Consider the following 19,097-nt stretch of genomic DNA (forward strand, 5'->3'; position numbering starts at 1 on the left):
CCCAAAGTATCTCCCGTTTCGGACCCCAGACGGGCCAGTATTTAACGAAGCGGTTTTGTCCCTCGCAACAATGTGGAAGGGAAATTGTGCTGATACAAGGTTTCATTCGGACAGGGGCGCAACGTCAAAGAGAAGTTCGACAGGTGCAATCACACGCGGGGCGGGAAGTTTCCCAAAGGTCATGCCGCCTAAACAAGGTTTTCTACGGGATCAGACCCGGGTGCAGCGCGCCCCGGATTGGGGATCTGGATGGGCTGATAATCCGGCGCACGCGCAGGCGTGGAAGAGGAAGACCGGTGCGAGTGTCCCAGCCCTCCTCTTCCGTCCCGTGGTGGGTGCGCCGCTTATGCCCCCATCTCTGGCAACGGTTCACGGGGAAGAAACGTGCGGCTGCATCACATTGCGCGCAGACCGAACGCAAAAGAAAACCGGCCGGGGTTTGCCCGACCGGTGTTCTAACTCAGCATATCCAGTTCCGCTCAGGCGGCTTCAAAGCCTTCGGTGAACTGCAGCTTGGCCAGCTGGGCATAAAGCCCACCTTCGGCAACCAGCTGATCATGGGTGCCCTGCGCCACGATGCGGCCTTCGTCCATCACCACAATCCGGTCTGCCTTTTTCACGGTGGCCAGACGGTGCGCCACGATCAGGGTTGTGCGGGTCTTGGACAGTTCATCCACAGCGCCCTGCACCGCACGTTCGCTTGCCGCATCAAGCGCCGATGTGGCCTCATCCAGCAGCAGAACCGGGGCATCGCGCAGAATGGCCCGCGCAATGGCAATCCGCTGTTTCTGGCCGCCCGACAGCATGACACCGCGTTCGCCCACTTTGCTGGCGTAGCCATCCGGCAGTTTCATGATGAAATCATGCGCGGCGGCGGCTTTGGCGGCGGCCTCAACCTCGGCATCGCTGGCCTCGGGCCGGCCGAAGCGGATGTTTTCCATCGCGGTTGAGGCAAAGATCACCGGATCCTGCGGCACCAGCGCCAAATGCCTGCGGAAGGCATCGCGTTCCATATCTTTCAGATCCACACCATCCAGCAGGATCCGCCCCTCTTGCGGATCATAAAACCGCAGAATGGTCTGGATGATGGTGGTTTTACCCGCGCCAGAGGGGCCGACAAAGGCCACCGTTTCACCGGGCTGGATTTGCAGGTCCACTTGATCCAGCGCCGACACATCGGGCCGGGTCGGGTAGCGGAAGCTGACGTTTTCAAACTGGATCTGACCAGTCACCTCAGCAGGCACGGCCTTGGGCGCCTCAGGATCGGCAACGCTGTCTTCGGCGTTCAGCAATTCGACAAGTCGTTCCGTTGCCCCGGCAGCGCGCTGCAGCTCGCCCCAAATCTCTGACAAGGCCCCGACGGAGCCGGCAACCATCACCGAATAGATCACAAACTGCACCAGGGCGCCGGCGCTCATCGTGCCGGTGCGCACGTCGTTTGCACCGATCCACAACACGCCAACCACGCCCGAGAAGACAAGGAAGATCACGATCACCGTCATCAGCGCCCGCGTCGTGATCCGCCGCTTGGCCGAGTCAAAGCTGGATTCGGTCACATCCGAAAAGTCACGGCGCACAGCCATCTCATTGGTGAAGGCCTGCACGGTTTGAACGCTTTGCAGCGCCTCTGACGCGCTGCCGGAACTGGCCGCGATCCAATCCTGGTTTTCCCGGCTCAGCACGCGCAGCTTGCGGCCCAGCACCAGAATAGGCACCACCACCATCGGCACGATCAACAGGACCAACCCCGTCAGCTTGGCCGAGGTGAACAGCATCAGCACCAGCCCGCCAAGGAAAATCAGCACATTGCGCAGCGCGATTGAGATCGATGAGCCGATCACAGACAGGATCAGCGTGGTGTCGGTGGTGATCCGGCTCAGCACCTCACCGGTCATGATGTTTTCAAAAAACGCCGGGGACATGCCGACAACACGGTCAAACACCGCCTTACGGATGTCGGCCACCACCCGTTCCCCCAGCCGGGTCACTAGCATGTAGCGCAGGCCGGTGCCCACCGCCAACAAGCCGGCAATCGCCATGGCCGCGGTGAAGTAGAGGTCCAGAATGCCGCCATCTTCGGCGTTGAAATTATCCACCACGCGGCGCACGGCCAAGGGCAGCATCAACGAGACGGTTGCCGTCAGAACCAGCGCCATACCCGCCAGGGCCGCCAGCCCCCGGTATGGCCACAGGAAGGGCCAAAGTTCGCGCAATGCGCCAACGTGTTTGGATTTTTCGCGGTCCTCATCCGATGAGATCGGGGCACGGGCCATGCACTGTCCTTCCTTCGCTTTGCGCAGCGGGTTTATGCGAGGACACGCGCCCCGGCAAGCGTGGTGCACCCGTAATGGGTGCGGTGTATCGCCTCCGTGACGGTAAATCGACGCGACGAGCAAGTCGAGCGCCGTAATTTTTGTTGACTCGAATCCCTTCAGCCGACAAATAACGCACAATGAATACGTTATGCAGGAGATATTGCCGTGATTGATGACACCGACCGCAAAATCTGCGACATCCTGCAACAGAACGCCCGCACCTCCTCCACCGATGTGGCGACGATGGTTGGCCTGTCGGTCTCGGCCACAAACGAACGGATCCGACGGTTGAGTGACAGTGGCACCATCACCGGCTGGCATGCCACGCTGCGCCCGGATCGTTTTGGCGCGGCGCTTTGTGCCTTTGTGCTGATCGACATGTCTTATGAAGGTGAGGCTGAAGCAGTCGCCGCCCTCAGCCAGCGCGCTGAGGTGCAGGAGTTGCATCATATCTCGGGTCCGCATTCCTATCTGATGAAACTGCGGGTGGCAGACACCGCGGCTCTACAGGCCTTCCTGACCGAAGCGGTCAAACCCCTGCCCGCTATCACCCGCACCGAAACCGTCATCACCCTAGGCTCACCCAAGGAAACCCCGGCGATTGCCATCCCGGCCGGTATCGGTGGCGCAGATGTTTGAGGTTTTCCTGAAAGGGCTGGCCGTGGGCTTTGCCATCGCGGTACCTGTCGGCCCCATTGGGCTGCTGTGCATTCGTCGTTCCATGACCGAAGGACGCGCGGCCGGGTTGGCCACGGGGCTTGGCGCGGCGGCAGCGGATGGCACCTATGGGTTTCTGGTTGCGGCAGGGGTCGCCGCCAGTGGCCTGCTGCTGAGCTACACGACCGAGATGCAGCTGTTTGGCGGGCTGCTGATTGCGGTGCTGGGTGTTCTGAGTGCGCGGGCCTTCTTTCAGCCGCGTCCTGAGGCAGCGGCCCTGGCCCCCAGCCGAAACATCGCCAGCGCCTTTGGCACCACCTATCTGCTGACCCTATCGAACCCGATGACGATCATCGCTTTCACCGGCATGATTGCCGGCCTTGGCGCGGCGGCGGGGGCTGGGGGTCAGGCGGCTTATGTGCTTGTCCTGGGGGTATTTCTTGGCTCCGCGCTGTGGTGGTTGATCCTGGTGCAGCTGGCGCTTTGGGCGCGCAAACGGCTGACAGGCAACGCGCTGAAATGGCTGGACCTTCTGGCAGGCAGCGTCTTGATCCTCTGGGGGCTGCAACTGGCCCTGACCGCAGGCAGCGGCACACATTAACGGCCTCAGTAGATCGCAAGGTCATAACTGTCAGGGAAGTTTGGAGCGGGTAGCGGGAATCGAACCCGCACCTTAAGCTTGGAAGGCTCTTATGATACCATTTCACCATACCCGCTCAGAGTAGGCGAGGGTTTAGGAAATGCACCGGGGGAGGTCAAGCAGAAAGCGGCACACCCCGGACGTTCCCCTGCCCCACCCATGAAAAACGGGGCCTCGTGGGCCCCGTTTTCAATCGCTTATTTGGCGCGTATTAGCCTGCGACCAAACCAGGGCGCGCCTTGCGCAGACCCTGGGTGATCAGACCTGCCAGGACACATTTGATCAGGTCACCCGGGATAAACGGACCCATCGACAGGGTCAGCCCCATCAGCGTGGCATCCAGTTTCAGGTACATGCCGATGATGCCAATCGGGTAGAGCACCAGAATGCCCCCGATGGCCGAGGCGATGGCTGGCGCGATCCAGCCGCCTTTGCCCGCCCACATCTCAGCCAGCAGGCCGGTCACGTAAGCCGCCACAACCCAGCCAAACAGGAAACCAGCGGTCACACCGCTGAACACGCCCAGACCACCACGGCCACCGGCCAGCAGCGGCAGGCCCAGCGCCACCAGACCCAGGAACAGGATCACGGCCAATGCGCCGCGTTTTGCCCCCAGAACGGTGCCCGCCAGCATGATGCCCAGGCTCTGACCGGTGATCGGCACGCCCAGCGGCAGGGTAAATTTCGGGATCAGCCCCAGTGCTGCGATCAGCGCAGCGAACAATGCGATTTGAGTGAGATTGCGTTCCATATGTCCTTCCCCCAACTCCGTAGTTTTACTGTATTCGAAGAGGTGTTTATTCCACACCACCCCGTGCCTTCAACGCCTCAGCGACCTGTTCTGCATCATCAAGAGCTAACAGCGCGAAAGGTAACAGTAATTTCCAACTGAATTTCTTGGTACTGCGGGCGCGCCAGGCTTCGATCAAGGTGCCGCCCTTACGGGTCAGTTCCGGGATGAAACGTATCATGAGGGTCACCGACAAAGCAATGCGGCGTCGGATCTTGGGGCTAATGAACAAACGCGCCATCAGCCGTTCCATCACATCGAGCATATCCTCCAGCGCGGTGGTCAGCGTCACCAGATTGGCCGCCGCCACCGCCGTGGCCAGCCGCATACACACCAACAGCCCCGCCTCAATATCGCGGGTCAGCACATGGTAGGTCATGATGATCAGTGACACCCAGAACACCGGCCGGATCAGCCGCAGTCCCTGCCGGGCAAAGCGCCGCCCTGCCACCAGATAGGCGCAGGCCACAGCCCCCATGACCAGCAGCGCGGCGACGCTCTGCTCAAGGTAGAAGACTGCGACGGTAAACAGGCACAGACCCAGCAGTTTCCTGCCCGCGGGCCATGAATGGTAAGGTGTCCGGACCTCAGAGGTCAGCGAAATCATCGCTGCTACCCTGCCCTTTCATCGCCGCCACATAGGCCGCGATCACCTCTTTGGCGGGGCCGTCCCGTTCTATGCGCCCCTGTTCGACCCAAAGCACCCGATCATAATCGGCCAGCGCGTCCAGATCATGGCTGATGTGGATCAACGCCGGGCTGACCCCATCCAAATAGCGGGTCAGCGACAGGGTGGTGGGCAGATCCAGACCGGCAAAGGGTTCATCCAGCACGATCACACCGGGGTTCATGGCCAGCACGGCCATCAGACAGACCAGATGGCGCTGCCCCTGGCTGAGCGTCTGGATTGAGCGGTCATACCAATCAGGGCGTTTGAACTTTTCCAGCGTGACGCGCGCCTTGGCCTGGGCGTCATCCTTGGGCATGCCCTGCGCCACCAGACCAAAGGTCAGCTCCTCGCCGACGGTGGGGAAAATGATCTGATGATCAGGGTTCTGAAACAAAATGCCGACGGTGCGCAGCGCCTGCAGGCGCTCTTTGGCCACCGCAACGCCGTTCACGGTGACGGATCCCTCATCCGCGGGCGCCAGCCCCGCGATCAGACGCGCCAGTTGCGATTTGCCAGAGCCATTGCGCCCAATCACCCCGATGCGATGTTCCCGCAGAGACAGGTTCAGACCATTAAAAATCTCAACACCATCACGCAGATAGCGCAGATCTGAGATCTCCACTTTGCAAGCAGGGTTCAGCGTTTCAACCTGCGATGCGGCGCTTTGGCCAGGGGTGTTGCCGTCTTCGTGGCTGTGCATCAGGCGTCCTCCGTTCGGGCAGGAAGTACAAGGAGAATCAGGGCCATGGCAAGGTGCTGCGTTTTTTTTCGAAAAAACTTCTAAAATGGGCGCGCCAGCTGCCGTTTCTATAATTGCGAGGGACCTCCTGCCTGAAATGCTTGGCCCGACTTGCTTGCCTGAACAGCGGTGCTGCGGCGTCACATGTCCTCCGATCCGCCTACCGTGCTGGGTAGAGACCGGCTCTCGCCCCCACGGACATTCCCTCAGTTTCCCCCATAGATCGGTTACGTTTCCTCAAATGGTTCGATCAACTCCGGCCCTGAGGCCCGGTTGGAATTTACGCGCCGGTCGACCCGGTGCAGCTGCAGGGTCTGCGGCGGCGCTGCCTGCATCAGGGTCGCCGCACCGTGCCCTTCCTCCCCTAGCCATTTGCCCCATTGATCGGGGCCAAGGATCACCGGCATGCGGTGATGCACCTGATCGATATCACTGCTGGCGCCGGTGGTGACCACGGCGCAGGTGCGCAGCGCCTCGCCCCCCTCAACCTGCCAATCCTGCCAGATGCCCGCCATCACCAGCGGCGTGTGATCCTGCCGGGTGATGTACCATGGCAGGCGGTTGCCTTCGCTGTCCTTGCTCCATTCATAAAACCCTGAGGTCGGGATCAGGCAGCGACGGCTGCGGCAGGCCGCGCGAAAGGCTGGTTTTTCCGCGATGGTTTCCGCCCGCGCATTGATCAGCAGCGGCCCGTCATTTGGCGCCTTGTACCAATGCGGCAGAAATCCCCAGCGCATCGCCCCCAGCCGCCGCAGATCACCGTCAGAATAGACCACGTGAATGCCCGTCGTAGGACAGACATTGTAATTAGGCACATCAGGCAGGTTGTTCGCGGGCGCCGCCTGAAACAGCTGCGCCATCGCATCATTGGGGAGCGTTACCGCAAAGCGCCCGCACATCGCTCAGCGCCGATGCTCTTTGCGGGCGATCTCAATACGCGCTTCCATCATCGACATTTCCGTCATGATCTCCTTGCGGCGGGTGCGGTCACCTGTGTCGCGCAGCTCTTCACGCAGCCGGGCCAGTTCACGCGACAGGCTGACGAATTCAGGAACGCCGCCCGCCTCTTTGACCAACCGGTTGACCAGATGGTTTTCCGGATCCTCCACCTGCGGCAAGGGCTGCCCCGCCCCTTCGAGGTTATCAAAGGCGCCCTCTGCCTCAGCGGCGGCGATTTTGGCGTTGATAAGATCGATCAGCGGATGGTCCATAGCCGCAGTTTATCCCGCCCCACTGGCTGGGGGAAGCACGGATGCACCCCTTTCATAGCGCGCCAATCGCTGCGCCAATGTGCCGGTGTGCAGCTCAAACAGGTGGTTGTCCTCATCATAGAAGTAGAGCGACTGCCCCTCCCCTTCGACGCGGGGTCTGGGGGGCTTCACCTCCAACCCGAGCGCTTTGACCTTTTCGGTCAGCTTGGTCAGATCTGCCGCAGACACTTTGAAGGCCACATGATTGTAGCTGCGCGCCTGCAGCGGATCGCCCTGCATCACCGCGATCCACACCCCCGCCACATCAAAAAAGCGCTCAGCCGACAGTGAAAACCCCTCGGCCCCGCTGTCATAGATCCGCCGGGCGCCCAGAACATCTGTCAGGATCCGTTCCATCCGGTCCAGATCGCGCACCACAAAGGTCATATGTGACAGGCCTTCAATCATCGCAGGCTCCTCCGCTCCTCAATATGCAAAACGCGCGGAACATTCCTGTCCCGCGCGTTTGATCGTTCATTGATAATTCGGTCTGAGACCCAATTACTTCTTGGTGATACGGCCATCCACATAGGGGGTGTAAGGCGCGTTCTTTGCCAGGAACTCGGCAGTGACGTCCGCCAGATCTGGGCCGTAGTCATACGCGTTGTCAGCATCGCGGAACATTTTGTAGCCGTCGCCGCCGTTACGCACGTAGTTGTTGGACACCAGACCGTAGGTCTTGGCCGTGTCGATTGCGACCCAGGCACCATCTTCCATGACCATCACGTCCGAGACACGGCCTTCGTTCGGGGCAACCGAGATGTCGAAGGTGTACTTCAGACCTGCAACCTGCGGGAAGCGGCCTTTGCCCTCTTCTACCTGGCTCACACCGTTTTCCAGAGCAGCCACTACAGTTTCGCCGCTGACGAAGAAGGTCGACAGAGTGTTCTGGAACGGCAGTACGGTCAGCACTTCGCCCATGGTCACTTCACCGGCATCGATCGACGCACGCAGACCGCCGCCGTTCTGGATCGCAATCGAAATCCCCTGATCCTTCACACGATCCAGCATCGCGTCTGCAACCAAGGTCCCGATCGAGCACTCTTCAGCGCGGCAAACGTTACGATCGCCCACGATCACGTCGGTGCTTTCTGCAACAACGCGCTTTTTCATTTCCTCGATAGGCGCACCCATTTCGGCAACACGCGCTGCAATATCTGCATCCGGGGTGACCGAAGCGTCCAGCAGCATCGGCTCACCAGTGGCCGAGGTTACATTACCCGCATCATCAAAAGTGACCGACAGTTCACCCAGATATTTCGAGTAGGCGTAGGCCTGAACAACCGGTACGTCGCCAACCATGGTGGGGTACGGACCAGCAGCCCGGTCATTGGTGTTGGACAGCAAGGTGTGCGAATGGCCACCAACAACGACATCGATTCCAGGAACGTTTGCGGCGATGTCCAGATCTTTCGGCAGGCCCACGTGGGTCAGCGCGATGATCTTATTGACGCCTTCCGCTTCCAGCGCGGCTACATCAGCTTTAAGGCTGTCGATCTCATCTTGGAAGACAACATTGTCACCCGGCGAGGAGGTATCAACGGTGTCGGTAGCCAGCACCGAAATGACACCGATTTTTTCGCCACCAACGTCCAGCACGACGTGATTGCCAACTTTGCCCTTCAGCAGCGGCTCAGACGACAGGTCCAGGTTGCCCGAAATCACCGGGAAAGACACTGCATCAACGAAATCCGCCAGACCTTTGGGGCCATCGTCAAATTCGTGGTTGCCAACCGCCATGACATCATAGCCGATTGCTTCCATAAACTCCGCTTCGGCGGACCCTTTGTAGGTGGTGTAGAACAGCGAACCCTGGAACGGGTCGCCTGCGTCCAGCAGGACCATGTTTTCACCGGCCATCGCAGCGCGTTTAGCGTCTACAGCGGATTTGATCCGGGCCACACCGCCAAAACACTTACCTTCTGCTTCGCTTTCTGCGTTACAGGTCGAGTCGTATTTGTTGATCGATTCAATACGGCTGTGAATGTCGTTGGTGTGCAAAATCGTCAGTTTAAAATCGGCGGCTGCGGTGCCGGCGCTCAGCGCAACAGCAGCGGCAGATGCAAGTAGGCGAACAGACATGGTCTTCCTCTCTGTGGATTATTATCGGCTGAATCTGCACTGCTGTGCATCAACTGTCAAAAACTCTGTACACATAGCGGTTTCAGGCCAGCAATGGCTCAGTTTTAGGCCTGAATTGTAACCGAATCGCTACGAAACCCGCATGGGTTTATTTGGATTTTTGCCCTGACGCAGGGGCAGCCATCGAAATGCGGGCGCGGGATTCAGCGCGATGTTTTGAAATTGAGTATTTCCGGAACATTGAAAGCGGTGTTTTTCGCGCCCCAGCAGGGCGAAGCCTTGACGGGTGCGGCGCGGGGCGGCATCACGCGGACATGCTGATATACAAGATATTCCGGGCACCCGAATGGCAGGTGCTGGTCGATCATGGCGAGACCACAGGTGCGCCGATCGATATCACCGACGGCTTTGTGCATTTCTCCACCGCTGCGCAGGCGGCAGAAACGGCCGCCAAACACTTCACCGCCGAAGAGGGGTTGATCCTTGTTGCGCTGGAGGCGGATGCCCTGGGCGAGGCGCTGAAATGGGAAGTGTCGCGCGGCGGCGCCCTGTTCCCGCATCTCTACCGTAAAATGCAGATGGCGGATGTTTTGTGGCACAAGCCGTTGCCCCTGGTCGACGGCAGCCATCAGTTTCCGGAGGACATGGCATGAAGTTGATCGAAAAGATCGGCCTCAGCGCGTTGCACCGGGTGGATCCCGAGCGCGCCCATGGTCTGGCGCTGCTGGCGCTGCGCACGGGCGCCGCGCCTTTGGCGGGGCTGGTGACCTCCGCGCGGTTGCGCACCACGGTCGCGGGCCTGAATATGGCCAACCCGGTGGGCATTGCCGCAGGGTTTGACAAAAACGCCGAAGCGCTGTCACCGCTGTCACGCGCTGGGTTTGGCTTTGTGGAAGTGGGCGCGGCCACGCCCCGCCCGCAGCCCGGCAATCCCAAGCCGCGTCTGTTCCGCCTGTCCGAAGACCGCGCCGCGATCAACCGCTTTGGCTTCAACAACGACGGGATGGAGGCCATCGGCACCCGCCTGTCGCAGCGTCCGCGCGATATGGTGCTGGGCTTGAACCTTGGCGCCAATAAAGACAGCGAAGACCGCGCCAGCGATTTTGCCCGGGTTTTGGCCCACACCGACGCAAACTTGGATTTCGCGACGGTCAACGTGTCGTCGCCGAACACCGAAAAACTGCGCGACCTGCAGGGCGCGGCGGCGCTGACCAGCCTGCTGAACGGTGTGGTTGACGCCCGCAATGCGCTGGACCGGCCGATCCCGATCTTCCTGAAGATCGCCCCCGATCTGACCGGCGCGGAAATCGCTGAAATTGGTGAGGTGGCGCTGTCTACCGGGATCGATGCGGTGATTGCCACCAACACCACCCTGTCGCGTGACGGGTTGCAAAGCCCCCATGCCGCAGAGGCCGGCGGCCTGTCTGGCGCGCCGCTGTTTGACAAATCGACCCGGGTGCTGGCGCAGCTGTCCAAGCAGTTGGACGGGCGTCTGCCGATCATCGGCGTTGGCGGGATTTCTTCGGCGGCGGAGGCCTATGCCAAGATCTGCGCCGGGGCCTCGGCCGTGCAGCTTTACACCGCGCTGATCTACGGCGGACTGAGCCTTGGGGCCGAGATTGCCCGCGGTCTGGACCGGCTGTTGGAGCAGGACGGCTTCACCAATGTTGCCGACGCCGTGGGCCACAAACGGGAGGATTGGCTGTGATCACCATCTGGCACAACCCGCGCTGTTCCAAATCGCGTCAGACGCTGGCGCTGATCGAAGAAAAGGGGGAGGTTACCATCCGCCGTTATCTGGATGACTCCCCCAGTGTTTCCGAGATCCAAGAGGTGCTGAGCCTGCTGGGTCTTTCAGCGGTGGAGCTGATGCGCGTGAAGGAAAAACGCTTCAAGGAGCTGGAGTTGTCCAAAAGCGATCCTGAGGCCGATTTGATCGCCGCAATGGCGGAAAATCCTGTCCTGATCGAACGTCCGGTGGTCTTGGCCAACGGCAAGGCCGCAATTGGCCGCCCGCCGGAACAGGCGCTGGGCATCCTGTAATATCGGATCCTCTGGATCCGCTTGATTACCCACAGGCCGCGCGCCGGTGGGTAATCATTTTTTCCTATCTAAGTCAGTGATATATCTTGGTTCATCCACAATGATGCAGTTGGCCTGACGCCACATCCCCTGAGGGCAAATATCCCCAGATTTTCCACAGGCTGTGTATCGCGGATCAACCAGCCATTGCGGCGGGTCTATTGGCCTCGGCCCGGGCTTCCAGCGCAGGGTAACGTGCCGCCAAGGTGACGGCCCGGATCACGAAACTTACCAACATAGATATCCACAGACCGTGGTTGCCTAAGTAAGGCACCAGCAGCGCGACCGAGGCCAGGTAAACCGCCACGCTGATCGCCATCATATTGCGCATGTCACGGGTGGCAGTGGCGCCGATAAACACCCCATCCAGCATCCATGCGGCCAGTCCCATGACCGGGCAGGCCACCAGATAGGGCAGGAAGGCGCGCGCGCCGGCACGCACATCTTCGGCTGTGGTCATGGTGTCGATGATCATCCCGCCAAAGAGGGCAAAGCCCAAGGCCATCAGCACCGAAACGATCAGCCCCCAAACACTGGCCAAAAGCGCCGCGCGGCGCATGTGCCGCCTGCGACCGGCGCCGAAATACTGGCCCACCATCGCCTCAACCGCGAAGGCAAAGCCATCCAGCCCATGGGCCGTGATATTGAGGAACTGCAACAGCACCTGATTGGCAGCCAGGGTCGTGTCGCCGAAATCGGCGCCGATCAGCAGGAAGGACAACATGATCGCCTGCAGCATAAGCGACCGCAGCAGGATGTCTGAATTGACCGCCATCATGTGGCGCAGCACCACCCGGTCAAACACCCGCGCCCAATCGCGCCAGGCCGCATTGGCAAAACCCGCCCGGCACAGCCACAGCCCCATCAGCGCACCGCTCCATTCGGCCAGGAAGGTGGCAATGGCCACGCCCTCCACCCCCCAGCCCAAGCCCAGCACGAACCACAGGTCCAGCAGGATGTTCAGGCCGTTCATCCAGATCTGCAGGGCAAAGACCGCGCGGGTGCGCTCCTGCGCGATCAACCAACCGGTCAGGCCAAACACCGCAATGGCGGCAGGGGCGGAATAGACCCGGATCTGCATATAGTCCCGCGCCAGCGCCTCCACCTCAGGTGAGGCGGGGGAGATCTGGAAGGCGGCCCAGAACAGGGGCAGCTGCAGCAGGATAATCGCCACACCGCCCGCGCCCGCGATCAACAGCGCGCGGGTCAGCAGCGCCGCAACCTCACCGGACCGCCCGGCGCCCAGCGCCTGGCTGACCAGCCCGGTGGTGCCCATCCGCAGGAAGCCAAACATCCAGTAAATCGCGCTGAGAAAGATCGCCCCAACGCCAACCGCCCCGATCGGCACCGCCTGCCCCATCTGGCCAACAACACCGGTGTCCACCGCCCCCAGCAAGGGCACGGTGGCATTGGACAGCACAATCGGAATGGCGATGTTGAGCACCCGTTTGTGGGTGATCTCCGCCTCAAGGCTGTGACCAGAGTTGCGACTGTCAGTCATCGCGCGTCGGCATCAGGAAATGGCCGGTCGCCTGTGCGTAGGGCCGGGCGCGATTGTCTTGCCAGGCCTCCACATGCACCGAGCCATAGCGACGCCCGGACCGGTTGATCTGCGCCCGCGCATAGGCATCCCGCGGCAAGCCGGAGCGCAGGTAGTCCACGGTAAAGTCGATGGTTTTGGGCAGCGGCGGCATTTTTCCGGCCACCAGCGCCTCGGCCTCCAGCCGACCGCTTTCGATATCTTCCCACAGCGTCGCCCAGCTGAGGCCGATGATTGCGGTCATCTCAAGGAAGGCAGCCGTCGCACCTCCATGCAGCGCCGGCAGAAAGGGATTGCCGATCAGCTCATCTTTGAACGGCATGATCGCGGTCAGCTCATCGCCGCGGCGATCAAATTCAATGCCAAGAAACTTGATGTAGGGAATGCTGTCGACCAGCGCGTTCAGCGCCGCATCCCGGCGTTGTTTCACCACCTGAACCGGTTCGGGACGTTTATGGGCCATTATTTCTTCTCCGCCACAAAGGCGCCGGTGGCGCTGGCCACCGGGGAGGCCTCATTATCATCCAAGGCTTCAGCGCGCACAAAGGCCACCGACCGGGTGACCCGGTAACAGGTCGCACGGGTACGGATCGCCTGCCCGGGGGTGGCGGGACGCATGTAATCAATGCGCAGATCGATGGTTGCGGTGGTGCCCTTCACCTCAGGATGGGCCATCACGGCCGCGCCACAGGTGGTGTCCAACAGGGCAAAGACGGCCCCACCATGAATCACCCCGCTTTCAGGATCGCCGATGAAGCGTTCGTCATAGGGCATCTGCATCTCCGCCTGCCCGTCACTGACGTTGGTGAACACCATGCCCAGCGCCTTGGCGTGTGGAATCGCCTCGATAAATTGCTGCGCAGCTTTGGTGTGTTCTTCACTCATCTCATACCCTCTTGTGCTGCGCCGATAAGACCGCCTCCGGTCTCAATTCGCAAGACCAACGGTTGCCCTCCTGCCCGCGAGACCCTAGTTTGCCGCCAAGGGAGCACCGCGTTATGTCCGAAATCAGACTGTCCTTTAAAGAGATGTGCGCCAAGTTTGACGTCACGCCACGTACTTTGCGCTATTATGAGTACATCGAGCTGCTGCAGCCCGAACGGCAGGGGCGATCCCGTTTCTATGGCCACCGCGAAGTGGCGCGGATGACGCTGATCCTGCGTGGCCGGAAATTCGGCTTCCCGCTGGAAGAGATCCGCCAATGGCTACTGATCCGCGATGACGAAGGCGATGTGGCCCAGCAGAAGGCCTGGGTGGTGATGGCCTCGAATCAGCTGAAACAGCTGGCCGAGCAGCGTCAGCAAATCGACGAAGCCATCGACGAATTGCAAAGCCTGCATGATGACACCCTAGCGGCCCTCGACGGTCGCTGATTCTACCCAGACCGTAAAAAACAGGGCGAACTTCACCGTACATTCACGATAATGACCCTAGAAAGCACCCATAGCGGGTGCTTTTTGCGTTTTGACGGAGCGTCATTCCTGCCCGTCAAAAAGATTACCTTGATTGATCCTACGTCAACACCCAAAGTGACGCGACGTATCAATTACGTAAACGTAAATCAGTGGTGTAGCCCTGTGACACAGCTCAAGCTCTGTCTTCCTGGGCCCATATGGAAAGCGTGAAAAAATGACCGAAGAAGACACAATGACCATCCGCGAAATGTGCGACGCATTTCAGGTCACCCCGCGTACCCTGCGCTTCTACGAAGCAAAGGAACTGCTGTTCCCGATCCGGGAAGGGCAGAAACGGCTGTTCACCAAAAGTGACCGCGCCCGCTTGAAATTGATCCTGCGCGGTAAACGTTTTGGGTTCTCGCTGGAGGAAATCCGCCAGCTTCTGGACCTCTATGACATGGGCGACGCCCAGCTGACCCAGCTGAGCCGCACCTATGAAGTGGCCCAGCAGCGTCTGGATGACATGATCCGCCAGCGCGACGAACTGGAAGAAGCGATCGACGAGCTGAAGGAACAAATGAAATGGGGCGCCGAAATGATCGTCTCACTTCAGGAGCAAAAAAACGCCGCTGAATGATTGCTGGATAATGCCAGTGGTCGCGGCCCTTCGTTACTTGGGAGAGAGACATGCCTAGCTATACCGCCCCCACCAAGGACCTGCAGTTTGTCCTGCATGACCTGTTGAACGTCAGCCAGTCCGACATCCCCGGCTACAGCGATCTGGAGGCTGACTTCACCTCCGCCGTGCTGGAAGAAGCCGGCAAGATCACCTCCGAGGTGCTGGCCCCGCTGAACGTGGTGGGCGACAAAGAAGGCTGTTCGCTGGACAACGGTGTTGTGCGCGTGCCGACCGGCTTCCAGGAAGCGTTTGATCAGGTCCGCGAAGGTGGCTGGACCGGCCTGGACATGCCGGAAGAGTTCGGCGGCCAGGGCCTGCCCTATGTGATGGGCACCGCGGTTGGGGAAATGTTCTCGGCCTCAAACCAGGCCTTCACCATGTATCAGGGCCTGACCCACGGCGCCGCCTCGGCCATTCTGGCCCACGGCACTGACCAGCAGAAAGAGACCTATCTGCCCAATATGGTCAGCTGTGAATGGACCGGCACCATGAACCTGACCGAACCGCATTGCGGCACCGATCTGGGCCTGATGCGCACCAAAGCAGAACCGCAGGACGACGGCTCGTTCAAAATCTCCGGCCAGAAGATCTTCATCTCGGCGGGTGAACATGAAATGGCCTCCAACATCATCCACCTGGTGCTGGCCAAGATCCCCGGCGGCCCCGAGGGCATCAAAGGCGTGTCGCTCTTCATCGTGCCCAAGTTCATGGTCAACGAAGACGGCTCTCTCGGCGCACGCAACGGCGTAAGCTGTGGCGCACTTGAAGAGAAAATGGGCATCCACGGCAACTCGACCTGTGTGATGAACTATGATGAGGCCACCGGCTACCTGCTGGGCACCGAACACAAGGGCATGCGCGCCATGTTCACCATGATGAACGAGGCCCGTCTGGGCGTTGGCATGCAGGGCATGGCCCAGGCCGAAGCCGCCTACCAGAACGCACTGATCTACGCCAAGGACCGCCTGCAGGGCCGTGACGTGACCGGTGTGAAAAACCCCGAAGGCCCCGCCGATCCGCTGATCGTGCACCCCGACATCCGCCGCAACCTGATGGATCAGAAAAGCTTCGTTGAGGGCGGCCGTGCCTTCCTCCTGTGGGGCGCAATGATGATCGACAAGGCGCACCGCAACGGCGACAAAGACGCCGATGGCCTGATCTCACTGCTGACCCCGGTGATCAAAGGCTTCCTCACCGATGAGGGCTACGACATGACCGTGCAGGCCCAGCAGGTCTACGGTGGTCACGGCTACATCGAAGAATGGGGGATGTCCCAGTTCACCCGCGACGCCCGGATCGCCATGATCTACGAAGGCGCCAACGGCGTTCAGGCGCTGGATCTGGTCGGCCGTAAACTGGCCCAGGACGGTGGCAAGCACGTGATGGCCTTCTTTGATCTGGTCAAGACCTTCATCAAGGACAACGCCGAAAACGAAGCGCTGAAAGCCGACTTCCTGGAGCCGCTGAAAGCCGCCTCCAAGGATCTGCAGGCGGCCGGTATGTTCTTCATGCAGAACGGCATGAAAAACCCCAACGCCGCACTCTCGGGTTCCTATGACTTCATGCACCTCTTTGGTCATGTCTGCCTCGGCCTGATGTGGGCTCAGATGGCCAAAGCCGCGCAGGAAGCGCTGGACGGCGGTGCTTCGGACAAGGCGTTTTATGAAACCAAACTGGCCACCGGCCGCTACTACATGGCCCGCCGCCTGCCGGCGACCGCCATGCACCTGGCGCGCATCAACACCGGTGCCGACACGGTGATGGCGCTGAACGCCGAACAGTTCTGAACGATCTAAACGGGGTGGGCCTTCGGGCCCGCCCTGCCCCTGTTGGTTGTGACCTCTCTGAGGTCAAGGGAGGACCGATGCCGAAACGTTTTCGCCTGACCCGCCGCATGCCCATCGCGATGACCGAGGACGCCTACCGGCGCCTGAAGAGGTTCTCGCAAGAGGCCGGGCTGGACGAGGGCGAGGCGATTTCCTTCCTGTTTGAAAACCTCGACGGGGTAATCGATGAGGAAAACTTCGGCCATAAACTGCGGCTGTTCAACGCAACGCTGGACGCCCGCAAACGCTAAATTCTCTGCGGCAGCGCGGGGGAAAATGACGGGAGAATAAGTATTTTTGAAACAGTGAAGCCCTGACGGGGCCCCTTCCCCACAAGCCTGGCTTCAAGATCGAAGGCAGGGAGCGGGAAAGAGGTTTCACCGTTTACGCCCATCGCCTCTCCAGGCTGTGACGCGCGGTCAGACTAGCCGGTCATGCTTAACAATGTGTTACTGAGCATCAGCAAATTCACTGTTTCAAAAATACTCAAAAAACGACGCAGCCGCAGGCCGCGCGCTTCGGGAGGAAGACCATGACCATCAAACTGCATTGCTTCGGCGAAAGCGGCAATTCCTACAAGGCAGCCCTGGCGCTGCAGCTCTCCGGCCTCGACTGGGAGCCGGTGTTTGTTGATTTCTTCAACGGCGCTGCGCGCCAGCCGGAGTATCTGGAAAACGTCAACGCCATGGGTGAAGCGCCGGTTCTGGTGGATGGTGACCTGAAGCTCAGCCAATCCGGCGTGATCCAGCAATATATCACCGACAAAACCGGCAAATTCGGCGGCAGCGATGCCGAGAAATACGATGTGCTGCGCTGGGTGCTGTGGGACAATCACAAACTGTCCAGCCAGGCTGGCATGACCCGTTTCCTGATGAACTTCCTGCCTGAGGACAAGCGCCCGCAACAGGTGATCCCCTTCATGCAGGGCCGCCTGAAGGCCGCCTATGCCGTGCTCGACAAACATCTGGAGGGGCGCGACTGGATCGTGGGCAATGGCATCACCAATGCCGACATTTCCTGCTGCGGTTACCTCTATTACCCCGAGCCCTTCGGTTTTGACCGCAAGGCGTGGTCCAACATCGACCGCTGGCTCGACAATATCTCCGGCCTTGAGGGCTGGAAGCCCCCCTATGACCTGATGCCCGGCCATCCTTCGGACCGGGCCTAAGCCGCAACCTGATTTCACACAGGAGAAGACAAGCGATGAAAGATGTCTTTATCTACGACGCGCTGCGCACCCCGCGTGGCAAGGGCCGCAAGGATGGCTCGCTGCATGAGGTGACCGCCTCGCGCCTTTCGGCCAATGTGCTGAACGCGCTGAAAGAGCGCAACAATCTGGACGGCCACGCCGTTGAGGATGTGATCTGGGGCAATGCCACCCAGGTGATGGAACAGGGTGCCTGCCTGGCGCGGACCGCAGTTCTGGCCTCGGACCTGGATGAGCGTATTCCCGGCCTGTCGATCAACCGCTTCTGCGCCTCGGGCATGGAGGCGGTGAACCTTGCCGCCAACCAGATCGCTGGCGGCGCAGGCGATGGCTACATCGCTGGTGGTGTTGAGATGATGAGCCGTGTGCCGATGGGCAGCGACGGCGCGGCTGTGGCGGCGGATCCTTCCGTGGCGATGGACAGCTATTTTGTCCCGCAGGGCATTTCGGCCGATATCATCGCAACCGAATATGGCTTCACCCGCGATCAGGCCGACGCGCTGGCCGTTGAATCGCAGCGCCGCGCCGCCGCGGCGATGGCCGATGGCCGTTTCGACAAATCGGTGATTGCCGTGAAAGACGTCAATGGCCTGACCATTCTGGACCGTGACGAATACCCCCGCCCCGGCACCGACATGCAGGCCCTGGGCGCGCTGAAACCGGCGTTCAAGGATCTGGGTGAAATGATGCCCGGGTTCGACAAGGTGGCCTTGCTGAAATACCCGCATCTGGAAAAGATCAACCACATCCACCACGCCGGCAACTCGTCCGGTATCGTGGACGGATCCGCAGGTGTACTCTTGGGCAACGAAGAGTTCGGCAAGAAGTTCGGTCTGACACCGCGCGCCCGCATCCGCGCCACCGCCAAAATCGGCACCGACCCAACCATCATGCTGACCGGCCCGGTCCCTGTGACCGAAAAACTGCTGGCTGACAGCGGCATGTCCATTTCGGACATCGACCTGTTTGAGGTGAACGAAGCCTTCGCTTCGGTCGTGCTGCGCTTCCAGCAGGCCTTTGACGTGGATCCGTCGCTGGTCAACGTGAACGGCGGCTCTATCGCGCTGGGTCACCCGCTGGGCGCAACCGGTGCCATCATCATCGGCACCCTGTTGGATGAGCTGGAGCGTCAGGACAAAGAGGTTGGTCTGGCCACCCTCTGCGTGGCCTCCGGCATGGGCGCCGCCACCGTGATCGAACGTGTGTAACCCAGGGGAAGAGTT

22 protein-coding genes and 1 tRNA gene are annotated in these 19,097 nt (G+C 60.5%); 11 read left to right on the forward strand and 12 right to left on the reverse strand.

Annotated elements, in window-relative coordinates; translation table 11 throughout:
- Positions 1-479: 479 nt before the first annotated feature.
- Entirely contained in the window at positions 480-2,273 is a 1,794-nt protein-coding gene (locus ACORLH_RS17145; RefSeq protein ID WP_321829588.1) for an ABC transporter transmembrane domain-containing protein, read from the reverse strand.
- A gap of 207 nt (positions 2,274-2,480) precedes the next feature.
- On the opposite strand from ACORLH_RS17145, the gene ACORLH_RS17150 reads away from it, so the two are divergent.
- Both ACORLH_RS17150 and ACORLH_RS17155 read left to right on the forward strand, forming a co-directional pair.
- A complete protein-coding gene (locus ACORLH_RS17150) occupies positions 2,481-2,954 on the forward strand; it encodes an Lrp/AsnC family transcriptional regulator (protein ID WP_321829589.1) in 474 nt (157 codons plus the stop codon).
- Entirely contained in the window at positions 2,947-3,573 is a 627-nt protein-coding gene (locus ACORLH_RS17155) for a LysE family transporter (RefSeq protein ID WP_321829591.1), read from the forward strand. Before ACORLH_RS17150 ends, ACORLH_RS17155 begins: the two co-directional genes overlap by 8 nt.
- Positions 3,574-3,614: 41 nt before the next feature.
- Here the strand turns inward: ACORLH_RS17155 and ACORLH_RS17160 are convergent.
- From ACORLH_RS17160 to ACORLH_RS17195, 8 genes are all read right to left on the reverse strand, one after another.
- Positions 3,615-3,688: transfer RNA gene (locus tag ACORLH_RS17160), tRNA-Gly, on the reverse strand.
- A gap of 135 nt (positions 3,689-3,823) precedes the next feature.
- Positions 3,824-4,363: a biotin transporter BioY gene (locus tag ACORLH_RS17165; RefSeq protein ID WP_321829592.1), complete on the reverse strand. Its 540-nt coding sequence runs from the start codon at positions 4,361-4,363 to the stop codon at positions 3,824-3,826.
- Positions 4,364-4,409: 46 nt separating this feature from the next.
- Positions 4,410-5,009, reverse strand: coding sequence for an energy-coupling factor transporter transmembrane component T (locus tag ACORLH_RS17170; protein WP_321829593.1), 600 nt, complete (start codon positions 5,007-5,009; stop codon positions 4,410-4,412).
- Positions 4,990-5,772 (reverse strand): ABC transporter ATP-binding protein, encoded by a 783-nt coding sequence (locus tag ACORLH_RS17175; RefSeq protein ID WP_321829594.1) that lies wholly within the window; start codon positions 5,770-5,772, stop codon positions 4,990-4,992. The genes ACORLH_RS17170 and ACORLH_RS17175 overlap by 20 nt, the downstream gene beginning before the upstream one ends.
- Positions 5,773-6,038: 266 nt before the next feature.
- Positions 6,039-6,710, reverse strand: a complete 672-nt coding sequence (locus tag ACORLH_RS17180) for an SOS response-associated peptidase (protein ID WP_321829595.1) — start codon at positions 6,708-6,710, stop codon at positions 6,039-6,041.
- Between the two features lie 3 nt (positions 6,711-6,713).
- Positions 6,714-7,022 (reverse strand): DUF1992 domain-containing protein, encoded by a 309-nt coding sequence (locus tag ACORLH_RS17185; protein WP_058244971.1) that lies wholly within the window; start codon positions 7,020-7,022, stop codon positions 6,714-6,716.
- A gap of 9 nt (positions 7,023-7,031) precedes the next feature.
- Positions 7,032-7,469 (reverse strand): FosX/FosE/FosI family fosfomycin resistance hydrolase, encoded by a 438-nt coding sequence (gene fosX / locus ACORLH_RS17190; protein ID WP_321829596.1) that lies wholly within the window; start codon positions 7,467-7,469, stop codon positions 7,032-7,034.
- A 93-nt stretch (positions 7,470-7,562) separates the two neighbouring features.
- Complete coding sequence (locus tag ACORLH_RS17195) at positions 7,563-9,143, reverse strand: bifunctional metallophosphatase/5'-nucleotidase (protein WP_321829597.1); 1,581 nt, start codon at positions 9,141-9,143, stop codon at positions 7,563-7,565.
- Between the two features lie 314 nt (positions 9,144-9,457).
- On the opposite strand from ACORLH_RS17195, the gene ACORLH_RS17200 reads away from it, so the two are divergent.
- Genes ACORLH_RS17200 through arsC form a run of 3 tightly spaced genes read left to right on the forward strand, consistent with a single transcriptional unit; the run spans position 9,458 to position 11,186 of the window.
- Positions 9,458-9,796, forward strand: a complete 339-nt coding sequence (locus ACORLH_RS17200; RefSeq protein ID WP_321829598.1) for a DUF952 domain-containing protein — start codon at positions 9,458-9,460, stop codon at positions 9,794-9,796.
- Entirely contained in the window at positions 9,793-10,851 is a 1,059-nt protein-coding gene (locus ACORLH_RS17205) for a quinone-dependent dihydroorotate dehydrogenase (protein ID WP_321829599.1), read from the forward strand. The genes ACORLH_RS17200 and ACORLH_RS17205 overlap by 4 nt, the downstream gene beginning before the upstream one ends.
- A complete protein-coding gene (gene arsC, locus ACORLH_RS17210; RefSeq protein ID WP_321829600.1) occupies positions 10,848-11,186 on the forward strand; it encodes an arsenate reductase (glutaredoxin) in 339 nt (112 codons plus the stop codon). The genes ACORLH_RS17205 and arsC overlap by 4 nt, the downstream gene beginning before the upstream one ends.
- A gap of 175 nt (positions 11,187-11,361) precedes the next feature.
- Here the strand turns inward: arsC and ACORLH_RS17215 are convergent, their stop codons facing one another.
- The 3 genes from ACORLH_RS17215 to ACORLH_RS17225 are packed head-to-tail and all read right to left on the reverse strand — an operon-like array spanning position 11,362 to position 13,650.
- On the reverse strand, positions 11,362-12,726 hold the full coding sequence (locus ACORLH_RS17215) for an MATE family efflux transporter (RefSeq protein ID WP_321829601.1): 1,365 nt from the start codon (positions 12,724-12,726) through the stop codon (positions 11,362-11,364).
- A complete protein-coding gene (locus tag ACORLH_RS17220) occupies positions 12,719-13,228 on the reverse strand; it encodes a PaaI family thioesterase (protein ID WP_321829602.1) in 510 nt (169 codons plus the stop codon). Before ACORLH_RS17220 ends, ACORLH_RS17215 begins: the two co-directional genes overlap by 8 nt.
- Entirely contained in the window at positions 13,228-13,650 is a 423-nt protein-coding gene (locus ACORLH_RS17225; RefSeq protein WP_058244979.1) for a PaaI family thioesterase, read from the reverse strand. Before ACORLH_RS17225 ends, ACORLH_RS17220 begins: the two co-directional genes overlap by 1 nt.
- A 113-nt stretch (positions 13,651-13,763) precedes the next feature.
- Between ACORLH_RS17225 and ACORLH_RS17230 the strand changes: the two genes are divergently transcribed.
- From ACORLH_RS17230 to ACORLH_RS17255, 6 genes are all read left to right on the forward strand, one after another.
- A complete protein-coding gene (locus ACORLH_RS17230) occupies positions 13,764-14,138 on the forward strand; it encodes a MerR family transcriptional regulator (protein WP_058244980.1) in 375 nt (124 codons plus the stop codon).
- Positions 14,139-14,394: 256 nt separating this feature from the next.
- Complete coding sequence (locus ACORLH_RS17235) at positions 14,395-14,799, forward strand: MerR family transcriptional regulator (RefSeq protein ID WP_058244981.1); 405 nt, start codon at positions 14,395-14,397, stop codon at positions 14,797-14,799.
- A gap of 50 nt (positions 14,800-14,849) precedes the next feature.
- Positions 14,850-16,628 (forward strand): acyl-CoA dehydrogenase C-terminal domain-containing protein, encoded by a 1,779-nt coding sequence (locus ACORLH_RS17240; protein WP_321829603.1) that lies wholly within the window; start codon positions 14,850-14,852, stop codon positions 16,626-16,628.
- 77 nt (positions 16,629-16,705) lie between these two features.
- Positions 16,706-16,918: a hypothetical protein gene (locus ACORLH_RS17245; protein WP_058244983.1), complete on the forward strand. Its 213-nt coding sequence runs from the start codon at positions 16,706-16,708 to the stop codon at positions 16,916-16,918.
- Positions 16,919-17,199: 281 nt separating this feature from the next.
- On the forward strand, positions 17,200-17,835 hold the full coding sequence (locus ACORLH_RS17250; RefSeq protein ID WP_321829605.1) for a glutathione S-transferase: 636 nt from the start codon (positions 17,200-17,202) through the stop codon (positions 17,833-17,835).
- 35 nt (positions 17,836-17,870) lie between these two features.
- Positions 17,871-19,082: an acetyl-CoA C-acetyltransferase gene (locus ACORLH_RS17255; protein WP_321829606.1), complete on the forward strand. Its 1,212-nt coding sequence runs from the start codon at positions 17,871-17,873 to the stop codon at positions 19,080-19,082.
- Positions 19,083-19,097: the final 15 nt, after the last annotated feature.

Source organism: Thalassovita sp. (genome assembly GCF_963691685.1).
Classification (GTDB): domain Bacteria; phylum Pseudomonadota; class Alphaproteobacteria; order Rhodobacterales; family Rhodobacteraceae; genus Thalassobius.